Raw genomic sequence first — 15,280 nt, 5'->3', positions numbered from 1 at the left:
ATTGTTGAAGAATATGGTTTTATAAAAATCAAATTATTAATCTCAAATCTAGAATCCATTTTGATCAATCTTTTATTTGCCATAGAATATAGGTTTTCATGAAATTTTTAATCAAACTTTATTTTAAAGTTACAGCTATAGGCATTTTACAGCATTTTTCTACATATATTATTTTTGAGCTTATCTTTTAAATGGGAAGTGATATGATGGATGTAGCTAGCGTGGTTACTTTAACATTACCAGAAATTAAAGCGAAAAAGGGTGCGAAAATTAAGTTAGACTCGACTTTTACTGCGTTAATTACAATGGAGAGTTCAGGGGCTACCCTTACTTACACCCGTTCTACCAATAATGGACCACATGAAATCATTATTAGGGTTAATGTTGACATTACAGTAGATGATCCAATTCTTCCAAATTTAACATGGGTAGATGAACCTATTAATGGATGTCATATTTACAAAGCTACTTTAGTGATCGAAAATGTATCCGCTACTTTTAATGCAAGAGCATTTAATGCAATTGTATTTGATGAATCAAACAAGATCCCTAGATTGGTTAATACTCAAGTAAATTAATTTTGATATTAGAAGCAATTCATTTCTCAGAATAAAATGATCAAACGAAGCCATTGATCAAACATATTATTTAAAACGATGACAAATTGGAAACATCGAAAATGTAATATATATTTTGATAAGAAATACGATCCACATACACAGATTATGCATTATCAGTTTACACGAGAATTTGTAAAAAAAAATCGTCATACTTCTATTGCAGTAGTGGAGAATCATTTACAAAGTAATGGTTTCCAATTACTTCATAAATTTACTGGATGGAGAGAAAAGCCGTTTGAATCTGCTACAAGTCACGTTGTTCTTGTTTGCAAAAAGGTTTAAATTCATAACGTAGGAGGGGTATTATGCCAGCACCACCTGAAACAGTAATTTTGACTCTTAAAGTATCTGAACTCAAAATGGTGCAAAGCTGAAGTTAGATGCGTCTCTTTCAGTAGAAAATGTAATTGATAATGGAGGTTTGCTTGGTTTTAGGCGATCTACAAACGATGGAACACCTCAAAACGAATAGAAACATCAAGTGATATTATACTTCCAAATCTGAGGTGGGTAGATGAGCCACCAGAAGGTTGTCATGTATATGAGGCAGTATTCACTTTAAACAACCTAGTTAATGTTAATGATTTTAAAGCCAGATCCTTTAATGCGATCGTTTTGATAAAAATAACAAAATCCAGTTTCTTGTTCAAACAAAAGTTCAATGATATATGAAATTATGAAAAATCTTAATATTCAAAAAAAGAAGAAAGAGGGTGTATTTCAAATGAAAGTAGACTGGGATTTATCAGAGTATGATGATCCCAAGTTGTACGATATAGAAAACAAAAAAACAAATGAACTTGCTTTTTTAATAAAATGGGCTGAAAAATTAAAAATAAAACAGCAAACCATTGTTGATTTAGCATGTGGGACAGGTCGAATAACAATTCCTTTTGCAGAAAAAGGATATTGTTTGCTTGGTGTAGATGTTCACGAAGGCATGTTGGAAAGAGCTAGAGAAAAAACAAAACCTGATCATAATGTTAGCTGGATAAATCAAAACTGTATGTATTTAATTTTAAATACGTATTCACCATTTACTTATATGGTGGGTAGGGCATTTCAACATTTCCTAACAGACGAACATCAACATTCGTTATTTCAATCAATTCACCATATATTAGAGAAAAAAGGTGTATTTATTTTTGATACGATGTTACCTTCCAAACAATGTTCTAGTCTTCCTTCAACCAAGGAAATATATCGAACGATCACCGATGTTAAGAATCGAAAATGTAAGATTTATTATGAAATGAATGTGGAAGCCGATGCTGATATTATTCATTATAAACTAACTAGAGAGTTTCTTAAGAATAACAGTATAGTAGAAGAAAGGGTCTCGATATCGAAACTTCGTTATACTCCCATTGAAACATTAGTAAATACTTTGGAAAGTAATGGTTTTAAATTACTCCATATATATAGGGGGTGGAGGGAGAAACCATTTCACTTCGATAATCATTACATTGTTATCGTTTGTCAAAAACTTTAAATTTGCAATAAAAGGTGGTATCATGATGGCTCCTAGTGTAATTACGGTTACTTTAACTTTACCAGATATTAGAACTCACAGAGGATCAAAAGTGAAGTTGGATACTGTATTTTCTGTTGAAAATGTAATGAATGCAACAGGCACATTAAGTTTTAGGAGGTCTACAAATAATGGAGTATTCCAAACCATTGTTACAGTTGAAATAGACGCTGATGGAAGCGATGTTATTTTACCTAATTTGACTTGGGTTGATGAACCACCTAGTGGATGCCATATTTATGAAGCGGTTCTAACTCTCAGTCTAGTGGTTACGTCAGATTTTCAAAGCAGAGCATTTAACGCCATTGTGTTTGACCCTAGTAAGAAAGCCACGTTCCTTGTGAATACTCAGGTAAATTGATAATATTGATAGTACTCCAAATAAAAAAACATTTAGCTTTTTTTATTTGGAGTTGAGTTTCATTCTTATTAAATTTTATACAAAAAGTTGACATTTGGCTTGAGAATTTTGTGAAAAATAATTAACCTAACTGTTTAAATAAGCGGAGAGCTTCCAATGTTCCATTTCAAAATGACATAAAATGTCTTGAAGTAAATTTGAAATGCAGATATGATTTTCCTGATCCGCTAGTCCAATCCCATTTTTCAAGTCAAGAATCAATTTAGAGATATCGTCTGTAATCGACTGCACCATTTCACCTGCACTAAGTCCATTTTTTGCTTCTTCAATAGAAGCTAGTTGTAAGTACTCTTTCATTGTTGCAGCTGGTATCATATTAGAAGCTAACATTTTTTCTGCCACTTCGTCTATAAAGGCTGCTACTTCACCGTATAATTCTTCAGAAGCTTTATGCAGTTCAAAAAAATGTTCTCCTGTTACAAACCAGTGATAGTTGTGAAGTTTTGTATACATTACATTTAAATTTGCCAATAATTCGTTTAAGTTATTTCTTAAATCAGTCATCAAATCACTCCCTTAAATATACACAGTAATAAGATAACCTAATTAAGTAAAATTATAATTAGTTAACCCATTCAACAATTTCGTCCAATGCTTGTCTTTTTTTGGGAAGAGGATTCTCTATTCTGTAACCAAATGTTACCATAGAAGAAATGCCAAACCCTGAAGCAGGCATGATTCCTTCATCTTTTAGAATCTTTTCTGCTTGTTTTTTGTTAAATCCTTCCATTGGACAAGAATCGATTCCTATCATTGCTGCTGATGTCATCATGTTCCCTAATGCTATGTATGTTTGTCTTGCTCCCCATTCAAAAAATAATCGATCCCCCTCTACTAGTTTTATATCATGTTTAATAAAGTCTTTATAAAATTTAACCATTATTTCTATCACTTCTTGTGGTAACTGTTGAACATTTTTCATTATGGATTGAATATAATCCGAGTCGTAATTAAGGTGTTTTTTCGTTCGAGAAAGTATAATAACAAAATGGCTTGATGAAGGGATTTGTTTTTGACCACCAGAGCTAACTATTTTTAATTTTTCTCTAAGTTTCTCGTTTTGAATTACAATAAACTTCCATGGTTCAAACCCGAATGAGCTAGGAGAAAGTCTTCCTGTCTCTAAGATAAAGTTAAAGTCATCTTCAGATATTTTTTTGTTTGGATCAAACTCTTTACTTGCATGTCTATATTCATACGCGGAAAGAATATCTTTCTTATTGAACTTTGTTTCTAATTTCATGTTTATTTCTACTCCCTTTATTATTTATTCATTAATCAAGAACGACAAAACTCAACATCCACTAGGTGATACTGTAACTTGAATATAGAGTATAATCTCAATAGAGCAAAAATGTAAGTACGCACATTTTTGTGCTATAGTATCAATAAATATACTAATAATAGAAAGGAGCATATGATGAAGTCATCAAATAACAACGATGCTCGCTACTTTTCCATAGATAAATATTCATGTTCAGTAGAAGCTACAATTGACGTAATAGGAGGGAAATGGAAGAGTGTTATTATTTATTATTTATTAGATGGTAAAAAAAGATTTAATGAATTAAAAAGATTAAATAACGGAATTACTCAAAGGATGTTAACACTTCAACTTAGAGAATTGGAAGCGGATGGGATCATCCATCGCGAAGTTTATAGGGAAGTTCCTCCTAAGGTAGAATACTCATTAACAGAATTTGGACAAGAGCTACGTCCATTAATCCTTATGTTGAAAAGCTGGGGGATGAATAACACAGAGAAGGTTATAGAAAATAGATCGAAGTACACGAATAAGTTGAAATAAAACTTAAGTTATTTTTAATTACAACTAGGAGGACATTTTTATGATTAAAGCAATCGTATTCGACTTTGACGGAACAATATTAGACACAGAAACACCGTGGTATGATGTTTATTTAGAAACTTATAAGGATTATGGTGTAGACCTTCCAATTGAAGTATGGAGTCAAGTGATTGGAACGGATGGAATCCATATTTTATACGATTATTTACAGGAAAACGCCACCAAAGAAGTAAATCTTCAAGAAGTTAGAGAGATTACAAGTAAAAAACATAAACAAGTGATGGAGAAGAAAGAGCTGCGACCTGGGGTGAAAGCGTACTTTGATGAAGCAAAAGAGCGGGGATTACGTTTGGCAATCGCTTCAAGTTCGAATCGAGAATGGGTAGAGTATTTTTTGGAAAAGTGTAATATTAGACAGTATTTTGAAATCATTAAAACCTCTGACGATGTTGAAAAGGTAAAACCAGATCCAGCATTATACTTAGAAGCCATTAAGGAACTCGAGATATCTGCTGATGAGGCTATAGCGATTGAAGATTCGCCAAAAGGAGCACAAGCTGCTAAAGCTGCAGGTCTACATTGTGTCACTATTCCAAACGATATTACAAAGTTGTTGCCATTCGAAGAAGTTGATGTACAAATCACTTCGATGGCAGAGGTATCTTTGGCATCTGTAATATCACAGATCAACAAATAGTAAATTTAAAATTTTAAAATTAACTCATAGTTTTCAGAAGCTGCATTCCATATAGGAATACGGCTTTTTTTATGTCTTTATACACATTCTTTTAGTTATTAGTTATTCGTACAAGCAAAATCTCTTTTTCTGAATAGATTATATTATGTTTTGGTATGGGAGGTGAAAGATATAAATGATACCTATCTTTTTTGAGCAAGCAGTTGAGCCTTTAATAGAATTACCAGTAGATGGAGACAATCGGACATTAATAGCATTAGATATACCCAAGTGTTATAAACACAAAATGTTTAAAATAGATGCTTTTTTTGAATTAAATTTTTTGGTAGGAGCTGGGCTTAATAATGAATTAAATCAAAGTCAAAACCTACCATTTGTAATAGGTTTAAATTACCAGCTATTTAATGGGCTAGGTGAAATCTGTACCGAACTTACCCCTAGATTAGCAGAAACGATAAGTGGGACGGTCATATTCAACCAAGAACTAGAGACAGATCCTATCATAGAATTTGAAAGCAACACAACACCGAATCTAACGATTATAGCAGGCGGTTTATCTTTTGATACCTTAAATTTAGTGGCAAACATTACTCGAATAGAAGGAGGGGTAGTGCTTCCTTTTGTAAATTTTCGCTCAATGAACGTATCGGTTATTAATTGAAGTAAAAAATTTAAAATCAATAATTTTTTAACTAAACTCACATTGTGAAGGGGGGATAAGTGATGTCTAAAGTATTCTATGCTCAAACGAATAATCCTCGAATAGACTTACCACAAACTGGTGAAAATAGAGTGATTTTAAATTTAGTTATACCTGATTGTTACAAATATCATAATAGCTTTAAAATAGATGGATTTTTTGAACTCAATTTTTTATTGGGAGGAACAGAGATTCTTCAACAGGATGCAGCTTTTAAGATGAATTTAAATTATCAATTACTTGATGGAATAGGTGATAATTGTAAAGAGCTTACACCACAATTAAGAGAAACGATTAGTGGATCAATCCTTAATACTGTACAAAATAATAATGTTGAGTCTATTGCATTTGAAAGTAATACAACTCCCAATTTAACAGTAGTAACAGAAGGGATTCAAGAATCATTGTACATGATTGCCAGTGTTCAAGAATCACAAGGTGGAATCATTCTACCAGGAGTTCAATTTCGTGCATTAAATGCAACCGCTGTTTCAATAATAAAATGATTGTGAAATCCTCACTTTAATGAGTGGGGTTTTTTTGCAAACAAGATGTTTTTATACTTTATATATATTTTTATTGAAAAAGTGAAACCAACTTCATGTTTACCCCGTATTTCTTTTTGAGATCATCACGAAAGAGATAACCTTCTTGAATTCAATTCAGTATGTTTTGAAATGCAGGAGGAATACTATCGAAAAGCCTTAATCATAAGAAAGAGGTAAAATGAAGTGCTTATCATTGAATTAGCAGCGATTTTATTATTTTAAAAGTTGGCAGGTGATTTAAGTGTCCAACTTGGCCAACCTGCAGTTCTAGGAAAGTTATTAATTGGTATTGTATTAGGTCCAGCCGTTTTAGGTATTGTTACGGATACAGATGTATTACAAGAAATCAGTACAATTGGCGATACTTGCAGTAATTGTTGTTGTTGTGTTGGTAACAACGATTGTTACACCTCCAATGATGAAATTGTTTTTTACAGAAAAACAAACATAATAATAATGATATTTATAACATAAACAACATGATTTAAATAAGTAATTTTAAAACCCTATTCGTTAGAGTAGGGTTTTTTTAGTCCTTAGGATTAGGTATAGAGAGTCTTATAGATTATTGTACGAAATAGAGATGATGTGTTACATCAAATAAAAAACGTGGGATGATTTTCTGCAATTAGGAATGATTTTCAGATAAAACAAGCTTTTCTTTTTCTTCCGTTTCTTCATCACTATTTGTTGTTCTCAAAGGAATTTCTTTTAAGAACAGTGTGGTAACAAATGCTGCGAAGGTAATACCTGCACTGACTAAAAACACAGTTGTAATTGATATATTTAGTGCTTCCTTTAGCATTTGAATAAACTGATCAAATAGTGGGGATATTTCAGCTGGTAGTTCTGATTGGATGCTTTCTAATTTTTCGGAATCCAATAATACTTGAGGATCTTGCAGATTTTCCATGTTTTCTGCAACTCCTGCTGGCATTGCAGGGATATCTCCGTTTTGTGATTTTGAAAGCTCTTCCGCCATTTTATTTCCCATAATAGAGCCAAGAAAAGCTACACCAATTGTACCCCCAATTTGTCTAAAAGTTTGCATAGCTGAAGTAGCAACACCTAAGTATTTATGACTTACAGCATTTTGAACAGTAATATTAAATACAGGCATATTCATTCCTAAACCAATTCCGATGACCATAAGTTGAATAATAAGGATGGTTAATGATGTATCAACAGATAGTCTTGAATTAAGTACAAGTCCTACAACCATAACAATAAATCCTAGTAAAGAAAAAATTTTATATTTGCCTGTCTTAGTAATTAAATTTCCGACAATGATGCTTGAAATAACCATAGTTATTGTCATCACCATTTCTATTAATCCAGAAACAGTTGCAGATTCACCTTGCACGCCTTGAACATAAAATGGAACGTACATGATGGTACCAAACATCCCCATTCCCATCAGTAAACCACCGATATTGGAGACTGTAAACACACTGTTTTTGAATAAGAAAAGAGGTAAAACAGGACTTTTAGCTTTTAATTCAATAAAAATAAATGCAATCAAGGAAATGATCGTGGTTGAAAATAATCCAATGATCTCAAAAGAAACCCAATCGTATTTATCTCCCGCCCAAGTGAATCCTAATAGAAGTGATATGATGGAAGTCGTTAATGTAATAGACCCAAGATAGTCAATAGGTTCTTTTTCAGTCACTTTATGAGAAGGATAAAGTCGTAAAATAAGAGCAAAAGCAAAAACACCAATAGGGAGGGACACCCAGAAAACCCATCTCCAATCAAAATTATCTACTATATATCCTCCAAGTGTAGGTCCAAACAAACTTGATAAACCAAATACAGCTCCTAACATTCCTTGCCATTTCCCTCGTTCACGTGGATTAAATAAATCTCCTATTGTTGTAAAGGCGGTGGACATGATCATCCCGCCCCCAAGACCTTGAATTCCACGATATATAATAAGATGGAAAATCGTAGAGGAAGTACCGCTTAAAAATGCACCAACCATAAAAATTCCTATCCCGATCAGGACGAAAATTTTTCTTCCATAAATATCAGATAATTTTCCTACTAACATCGCTGTGATGGTGGATGTTAACATGTAGATTGTAAATACCCAATCAAAGAATTCCATTCCGCCAATTTTTGAAACGATTTTAGGCAAAGATGTACCCACAATCGTCATATTTACAGCTGCAAAGAACATTGCTGACATAATCGCAATCATAATTAATATTTTTTGTTTATTTTCTAAATGCTCCATTGTATTCCTCCTATGTTAACTTTTTAAAAAGGTTTAGACTATAAAATAAGTGATCTAAGTTTAGCAGCTGTCGGTTCAAGTGACTTTTCTTTTTCAATGTATTTTAATAATGCATCAAGCAAAAACTCTCTAGATTGTACAGCATTAATTTCATCTTTCAGCATCGCTACACTATTTAATAGGTTTTCACGATTACATTCATTATCTAAATCTCGAATATCACTTTGTAACTTAATAAGGCAGGTAGAAACTTCTTCTGATTTTGACAAAGATGTATCGGATAGCTGTAAATATTGATTCATCATTTCATGAGTAAAAAGAGGTTGAGGTTCATGTGAAGTTAGATCTTTCACTATTGCATCCAAACGATCGATTAAAGTTGTTGCTAAGGCTGTAACATTGACGTTTTTATTTTCACTGGATAGAAGGGACAAATATTCTTTTATTAAGCCTTGTATCGTAAGGGTTAAATCCCATACATACGGTTCAATATTTTTACCATAAGCTTGACTAATACATTCTTTCTGCCACAGTATAATTCGAGATTTCATTCTTTTCATCATTTGCGCAAGTTTATTGTTTTCATCTGCTGGAATGGATTTCAATTGCATGAGAATAAAATCTTTAAGTTCTAGAAAATCTTCAATTTGTGTGCAAAGTTGTTTATGTAATAATTCTTTAGGAGATAACGTTTTATCAAAAGAATAACTAGCGGCTTTTTCAAACATAATATTTTGATGATACTCAAACACTTTTATAAATAGCTCTTCTTTAGAAGGAAAAAATTTATATAAAGATGCTTTTGATATTGAACATAGTTCAGCTATATCTTGAACAGAAGTTGAATAAAACCCCTTTTCAGAGAAGAGTTTTAATGATGCTTCAATAATCAATTTTTTCTTATGATCCATAAATAAAATCACATCCTTCCTTGGGTAGAACCAAGGAGTTATTTATAAAACTCATGAGTTCTAACCTGTATATTAGAGTAAAATCATGCCTAAGTCAATAAAAATGGCAAAATGAAGGAAACATACAAAGTAAGTAGAGGACTCATATGAAACAAACCATACTTTTAATGCATTGACTTGAAAGAAACTCCTTATGCAATATGAAAATACATTAGAGTTATTTATAGGTTTTATTTATTAAGTATTGACGGTAATTATTGGGTAAGATACGATATTAATATCAAGAAAAATTGATTTATTGAAATAGGAGTGGGTTTTAAATGAAGGTGAGATTAGCAGAAATGAAAGATTTGGATTCCATTTTAAACATATATAATCAAGGAATAGAGGATCGTATTGCTACCTTGGAAATGGAAACAAAAAAAATGGATTACATAAATAATTGGTTTAAAGAGCGGAAAGAAAAATATGTGGTTATAGTAGCAGAAGAAAATGAACAGATTGTAGGATGGGCATCTATTAATGTTTATAATAGCAGATGTGCATATAAAGGAGTAGGAGAAATAGCTATATATATTGAACGAGCTAATCGTGGTAAAGGGATTGGAAAAGTTCTTTTAAGAGAATTAGAATTTAGGGCAAAACAATATGATTTCCATAAACTTTTGTTATTTACGTTTCCCTTTAACAAATTAGGGCAGGGATTATATTCAAAGATGGGCTATAGAGAAGTTGGAACCTTTAAAAATCAAGGAATATTGGATGGTAAATTCGTAGATGTGATGGCGATGGAGAAATTGTTGGTTTCAGATCCAGCCGGAATAGAATGATCATCTATTAGTGGAAAAAAATTTGATATGATAATATAAAAATTCCCACTAAAGGAAAAATTCTCTTTGATATGATAGACTTATTAGTAAAACCTGAGATCATCGAGGAGAGTTAAGCATGTCTATAAAGAAAGTGTTTCATTTAAAATGTAATGATTTTATTTTCTATTATATTGTAATGGGAACACCCCCATAGATTTATATTACAATTTAAGCTTGATATTGGATTACATATTTGTATATATTCTTTTATTGTATATAGTGCTAAGTTTTTTCATTGGTATAAATATTTGGTTTGAAAATGAAAGAGGTACAGTAAAAGTTTGGAACAAAAGCAACAATAATTAAAGAGAATTATTGCCTTCACTGAGGTCACTATGAATCCAACTAAATGGGCTAGGAGAGGAGATTACATTAAATGAGATTGTTAATCAGTATGTTGGCTTTGTTAGTTATACTTTCTGGGTGCTCGAATGAAACAGCTACTGAAATAGAGGAAAACAAAAACGAAGTCATTGATCAAGTAATTATAGAGGACAATCCTCCTCTTGAAATAATTCAAACTGATCAAGAACAAGAAGAGGTTGAGGAGTCAACAAAAATAATAGAACCAATTGAAATCACCCAAAAGAATATTCAAAATTATCTTAATACCACAATGACCCAAGATCACATTATTGACTTATTAGGATCACCAAATGCTAAAGGTAAAAATAGTTATAGTCGTATTAATGATGGAGAAAGCTTGTGGAGATATGATGTAATAAATAATAGTGAATATGTTATTGAAGAAAATGAAAGTATTTACAAAGAGAAAATTGATTTTGAAGGAGTTCAAGAAGGAAACGTTCAATTACAATTATTTTTAACGTGGAATGATGATGGAACAATGCAAAAAGTGACATCATATTATCATGAGAACGATAAAGTTATGGAATATGAACAATTTGAGGAAGTAACTACTAAAGAATTGAATGAAAGTACCTTTAAACATTTCTCTGAAAATGAGTTTAGCGGAGATCATGTGTTGGATCTTGCAAATGCGAAAATTGGCGACAAAATAACAGGATGGACGATCAGTACAATTAGAAATGAATCGAGTATATACCTGGGTGGTTATATATATTATAGAGTATTTGTGACATTTGATGGATTTCAAGAATTAAGTGGGAAAATAGGTTATTCAGAATTGTCCGGAGGCCTTTATTTCACGCCTGATGAAAAGTCGAAATTACTTATTCCCAGTCTGAAAATAAGTAACACAAGCTATGCTGATATAGAATTTAATTCTAATTTTTCTGAAGAATTGCAACAAGAACTTTTTGAATCTTTATACACAGGCGCAACTGCTACAATAACTGCTACAAACTTTTATTTGTATCATGTTGATGAGACTGATGTAGGGGACGTAATTGTTATTTCTGACATTAAGGATATTCAATTCGAAGAATAGTAAACAATCATGTTTTAAATTAGAAAAGTTATCATTCTTCACTAAGAAAGGGTGATTAAATATATGAAAATAGGACAATTTGCCAAACAAAACGAGATTAGTATTGATACCGTAAGACATTATATGGACTTAGGATTAATTGCTCCTGAGAAGAAAACAGGTCAATATCAATTTGATGAAAAATGCAATAAAGAGATGAAAGATATTATCTATTTGAAAGATTTAGGTTTTACTTTACAAGAAATAAAAACGATTTTTCAATATAAAAGATTAGGTAAACTATCCGCACTTCAAAATAATCAATATTATAAAAAATTATTTGAAGAAAAGTTCAATGAAGTGGAACAAAAAATAAATGAATATCAAACGATCAGAGGGAATTTGCAAACTGAAATTTCAAAGTTACAAGCTTCTGAAAGTCAAAATAATAAACAAATGGGTATTCATTTATCTGTGTTATCCTTATTGGAATGTAAAGAATGTCATACATCATTAAATATAGTAAGTGGAGATATTCAACATAATCAAATTTTAGATGGAGAATTACAATGTCGATGTGAAGAACAATACCTCATCAAGGACGGGATCTTGTTTACCTCAGACACGATAAAACAAACTAATCAACTTGAAGAGCAAACAAAGGTGATAGATGATTTTAGTTATTTTTTATCGGACTACATTAAAGAAACCGATGAACAATTTATAGATAACGTGTTTAAGTCAATCGATTGGATTCATAATAGAATTGATTTTGAGAAGTTAGAAAACAAAACATTACTGCATCTTGGTACTGGCATTGGGATGGCTTTAAGACAAATATATGAATCAGTACCTCAATCTTGTATATATATTGCAGTTGACCATGATATCAAAAGGCATCAGTTGTTAAAAAGTATATTGGAGACCTATAATATAAGGAAAAAGGTTCTTTTTATATGTTCGGATTTTTTGAATATTCCTATTAAAAACAATTCGGTTGACTATTTAATGGATACTGGATCTTCCGAATACAGTTTATGTAATGTAAAGTTTTTACTTCCTCAAATTCAACATTATGTAAAGCAGGATAGTTATTTAATAGGGGGCTATTTGTATTTCAACAACTTTCATACGAATAGTTTTATAGAAGAAGCTTATAGAAAAAACTTTCAACTTGAGCAAATTAAAAGGAACATTAAAGAACTTGATTATGAAACCATAGCTGATACTTCTCACATTCAACATAATCGATACCCTGGTAAGTATGAAATCAAGTTATTTGAAGGTGAAGAAACATATAACTATTTATTTATTGGAAAAAGATTGGGGTAACCCGATCTTTTTTGTTTAAGAAGGACGCATAGAAGGCGTTCTTCTTTTTCTGTCTATCATAGGGCATATCACATAAGGAGTATATCATACCTTTAATATATCAAGAAAAGAACGTAACACAGGTGATATCCATCTAGATTTATGATAAAACATCTGACTTGTTATCTTAATTGGCAACTCAATCGATTGAAAAGTGATTTCCTTCTTTTTTACTAATTCTTCAACTACGATAAAGGGAAGAATGGATACACCTAAACCGCATTTTACAGATTGTTTAATGACTTCAATACTTGAGCTTTCGAAGGTTTGAGTAGGAAGTTTCCCACTTAACTGCAAAATTTGATCAATAACTGCCCTATAACCACAGCTACTTTCAGTATAAATAAATTGATATTGTTGTAATAAATTAGATGTGTCTAAATTTGGGGATAAATCATTAGGTAGTATCCATACAAAAGACTCTTGATATAACGTGGAAGAAATATAATCCTTAAATTCTATATCTTCACCCATTAAAAATACGATGTCCGTTTCTCCCTCTTGTAATTCCTTTAAAGCTTGTTCGTTGCTTGCTATTTGAATAACAATATTTACTTGAGGGTATTTTTGCTTATATGTTTTTAATATTTGTGGCAATCGATAAACCGCCAAAGATTCATTTGCTGTTATCATAAGTGTTCCTTCTGGATGATTGGAATCTAGTGGGATCTCTTGCGCTTTTTCATAGATTGCAAGCAATTCAATGGCATAAGGATGAAAATGCTGTCCTGATTTCGTTAGGGTTACTTTTTTGCCTAATCTATCAAATAAGTAGGTATTTAGCTCTTTTTCCAGTGCCTTAATGTGTGTGGTGACTGTTGACTGTGCATAATTCAATACATCAGCTGCTTTTGAAAACCCACCGTGTTTTACTACAGAAACAAATGTTTTAACATGTTTAATATCCATCAGTCCACCTCTTAGTATCATGTTTCATGAACTATCATATCATATATTTCAATTTTTATAATATGAATATTTCGTTTAAACTTATATAAATAAAAAATTCAGTTGAATAAAATGTATGACTGAAGGAAGAGGGAAAAGATATGAATAAAAAAGAATACCATGTAGCTATTGTAGGTGCCACAGGTGCAGTAGGTCAGAAAATCATTCATTTACTTGAACAAGATCAGGAATTGCAGTTTTACATTAAAAAAATAACACTTTTATCTTCAAAAAGATCTGCAGGTAAGGTAATCAAGTTTAAGGGCAAGGAGGTTACAATACAGGAAACCACAGAACTTAGCTTTGAGGGGGTGGATATTGCTTTTTTTAGTGCTGGTGGAGAAGTATCGAAACGATTTGCAAAGTCTGCGGTTGATGGTGGATCAGTCGTTATTGATAATACAAGTCATTTTAGAATGTCTAAGGATGTTCCCCTAGTTGTTCCTGAAGTGAATGCACACAAATTAAGAGAACATAGTGGAATCATTTCAGTACCAAATTGCTCAGCTTTACAAATGGTGACAGCGCTCAATCCCATAAAAAAAGCTTTTGGGTTAGAAAGAATAATCGTATCTACTTATCAAGCTGTATCAGGATCAGGGATGAATGCAATAAATGAACTAATGAATCAATCAGAAGCCATGCTTAAGGGGGAGGACATTACAGCAGAAATTTTACCTGCAAAAAACGATAAGAAACATTTCCCAATCGCATTTAATGTACTACCTCAAGTTGATGTATTTACAGAGAATGATTATACATTCGAAGAACAAAAGATGATTAATGAAACAAAGAAAATCATGGGCATGCCTGATTTAAAAATGTCTGCTACTTGTGTCAGAGTACCGGTTGTTTCAAGTCATTCTGAATCGGTATATATTGAGGTCGAGCAAGATGTAACGGTGGGTGAAATAAAGAAAGTATTAGAAGCGGCACCAGGAGTTGTACTACAAGATAATCCTACTCAACAAATGTACCCAACACCTTTAACTTCAGCTGGAAAAAAAGAGACTTTTGTTGGTAGAATTAGAAAAGATCTTGACCTTCCTAGGGGGTTCCATTTATGGATTGTATCAGATAACTTGTTAAAGGGAGCAGCTTGGAATTCCGTTCAAATTGCAGAAACAATGATAAAATTAGATTTACTTTAAAATGTCCATTGTTCAATATACCAACGCGATATAATAGATAATAAGTATGAAAGAATTGAAACTCAATATTTTGA

16 protein-coding genes and 1 pseudogene are annotated in these 15,280 nt (G+C 31.8%); 12 read left to right on the top strand and 5 right to left on the bottom strand.

The features are described 5' to 3' along the window. The first annotated feature begins 206 nt into the window (after window positions 1-206). From Q5Y73_RS20895 to Q5Y73_RS20885, 3 genes are all read left to right on the top strand, one after another. Window positions 207-578 carry a hypothetical protein gene (locus Q5Y73_RS20895; RefSeq protein ID WP_305993861.1) on the top strand — a complete coding sequence of 124 codons (372 nt, stop codon included), beginning with the start codon at window positions 207-209 and terminating at the stop codon, window positions 576-578. 766 nt (window positions 579-1,344) lie between these two features. Continuing rightward, on the top strand, window positions 1,345-2,112 hold the full coding sequence (locus tag Q5Y73_RS20890) for a class I SAM-dependent methyltransferase (RefSeq protein WP_305993860.1): 768 nt from the start codon (window positions 1,345-1,347) through the stop codon (window positions 2,110-2,112). Between the two features lie 25 nt (window positions 2,113-2,137). After that, on the top strand, window positions 2,138-2,512 hold the full coding sequence (locus tag Q5Y73_RS20885; RefSeq protein ID WP_305993859.1) for a hypothetical protein: 375 nt from the start codon (window positions 2,138-2,140) through the stop codon (window positions 2,510-2,512). Between the two features lie 126 nt (window positions 2,513-2,638). Here Q5Y73_RS20885 and Q5Y73_RS20880 read toward each other — a convergent pair whose 3' ends face one another. Both Q5Y73_RS20880 and Q5Y73_RS20875 read right to left on the bottom strand, forming a co-directional pair. Next, window positions 2,639-3,076 (bottom strand): Dps family protein, encoded by a 438-nt coding sequence (locus Q5Y73_RS20880; protein ID WP_305993858.1) that lies wholly within the window; start codon window positions 3,074-3,076, stop codon window positions 2,639-2,641. 58 nt (window positions 3,077-3,134) lie between these two features. Then, complete coding sequence (locus Q5Y73_RS20875; RefSeq protein WP_305993857.1) at window positions 3,135-3,815, bottom strand: NAD(P)H-dependent oxidoreductase; 681 nt, start codon at window positions 3,813-3,815, stop codon at window positions 3,135-3,137. Window positions 3,816-3,992: 177 nt separating this feature from the next. Here Q5Y73_RS20875 and Q5Y73_RS20870 point away from each other — a divergent pair, with 177 nt between their 5' ends. The 5 genes and pseudogenes from Q5Y73_RS20870 to Q5Y73_RS20850 all read left to right on the top strand — a co-directional run. Beyond that, entirely contained in the window at window positions 3,993-4,379 is a 387-nt protein-coding gene (locus Q5Y73_RS20870) for a winged helix-turn-helix transcriptional regulator (protein WP_305993856.1), read from the top strand. A 43-nt stretch (window positions 4,380-4,422) separates the two neighbouring features. Continuing rightward, a complete protein-coding gene (locus Q5Y73_RS20865; protein WP_305993865.1) occupies window positions 4,423-5,076 on the top strand; it encodes an HAD-IA family hydrolase in 654 nt (217 codons plus the stop codon). A gap of 175 nt (window positions 5,077-5,251) precedes the next feature. Beyond that, entirely contained in the window at window positions 5,252-5,737 is a 486-nt protein-coding gene (locus Q5Y73_RS20860) for a hypothetical protein (protein ID WP_305993855.1), read from the top strand. Window positions 5,738-5,799: 62 nt separating this feature from the next. After that, a complete protein-coding gene (locus Q5Y73_RS20855; protein WP_305993854.1) occupies window positions 5,800-6,282 on the top strand; it encodes a glycosyltransferase family protein in 483 nt (160 codons plus the stop codon). Window positions 6,283-6,549: 267 nt separating this feature from the next. Then, window positions 6,550-6,684, top strand: a pseudogene (locus tag Q5Y73_RS20850) (sodium:proton antiporter); the annotation flags it as partial. Between the two features lie 268 nt (window positions 6,685-6,952). Here Q5Y73_RS20850 and Q5Y73_RS20845 read toward each other — a convergent pair. Next, the gene (locus tag Q5Y73_RS20845; RefSeq protein WP_305993853.1) at window positions 6,953-8,563 is read right to left on the bottom strand and encodes an MDR family MFS transporter; all 1,611 of its coding nucleotides are present in this window, start codon (window positions 8,561-8,563) and stop codon (window positions 6,953-6,955) included. 38 nt (window positions 8,564-8,601) lie between these two features. After that, on the bottom strand, window positions 8,602-9,474 hold the full coding sequence (locus Q5Y73_RS20840) for a TetR/AcrR family transcriptional regulator (RefSeq protein ID WP_305993852.1): 873 nt from the start codon (window positions 9,472-9,474) through the stop codon (window positions 8,602-8,604). Window positions 9,475-9,794: 320 nt separating this feature from the next. On the opposite strand from Q5Y73_RS20840, the gene Q5Y73_RS20835 reads away from it, so the two are divergent. The 3 genes from Q5Y73_RS20835 (at window position 9,795) to Q5Y73_RS20825 (ending at window position 13,068) form a co-directional block, all read left to right on the top strand. Continuing rightward, a complete protein-coding gene (locus Q5Y73_RS20835) occupies window positions 9,795-10,304 on the top strand; it encodes an arsinothricin resistance N-acetyltransferase ArsN1 family A (RefSeq protein ID WP_305993851.1) in 510 nt (169 codons plus the stop codon). A gap of 418 nt (window positions 10,305-10,722) precedes the next feature. Beyond that, a complete protein-coding gene (locus tag Q5Y73_RS20830; protein WP_305993850.1) occupies window positions 10,723-11,757 on the top strand; it encodes a hypothetical protein in 1,035 nt (344 codons plus the stop codon). 63 nt (window positions 11,758-11,820) lie between these two features. Further along, on the top strand, window positions 11,821-13,068 hold the full coding sequence (locus Q5Y73_RS20825; RefSeq protein WP_305993849.1) for a MerR family transcriptional regulator: 1,248 nt from the start codon (window positions 11,821-11,823) through the stop codon (window positions 13,066-13,068). A gap of 84 nt (window positions 13,069-13,152) precedes the next feature. On the opposite strand, the gene Q5Y73_RS20820 is transcribed toward Q5Y73_RS20825, so the two are convergent. Further along, window positions 13,153-14,016: a LysR family transcriptional regulator gene (locus tag Q5Y73_RS20820; RefSeq protein ID WP_305993848.1), complete on the bottom strand. Its 864-nt coding sequence runs from the start codon at window positions 14,014-14,016 to the stop codon at window positions 13,153-13,155. A 140-nt stretch (window positions 14,017-14,156) separates the two neighbouring features. Between Q5Y73_RS20820 and Q5Y73_RS20815 the strand changes: the two genes are divergently transcribed. Continuing rightward, window positions 14,157-15,206, top strand: coding sequence for an aspartate-semialdehyde dehydrogenase (locus tag Q5Y73_RS20815; protein ID WP_305993847.1), 1,050 nt, complete (start codon window positions 14,157-14,159; stop codon window positions 15,204-15,206). Window positions 15,207-15,280 lie beyond the last annotated feature (74 nt).

Source organism: Chengkuizengella axinellae, from assembly GCF_030730905.1.
Classification (GTDB): domain Bacteria; phylum Bacillota; class Bacilli; order Paenibacillales; family KCTC-33759; genus Chengkuizengella; species Chengkuizengella axinellae.
This window is presented reverse-complemented; position numbering and strand designations above follow the sequence as displayed.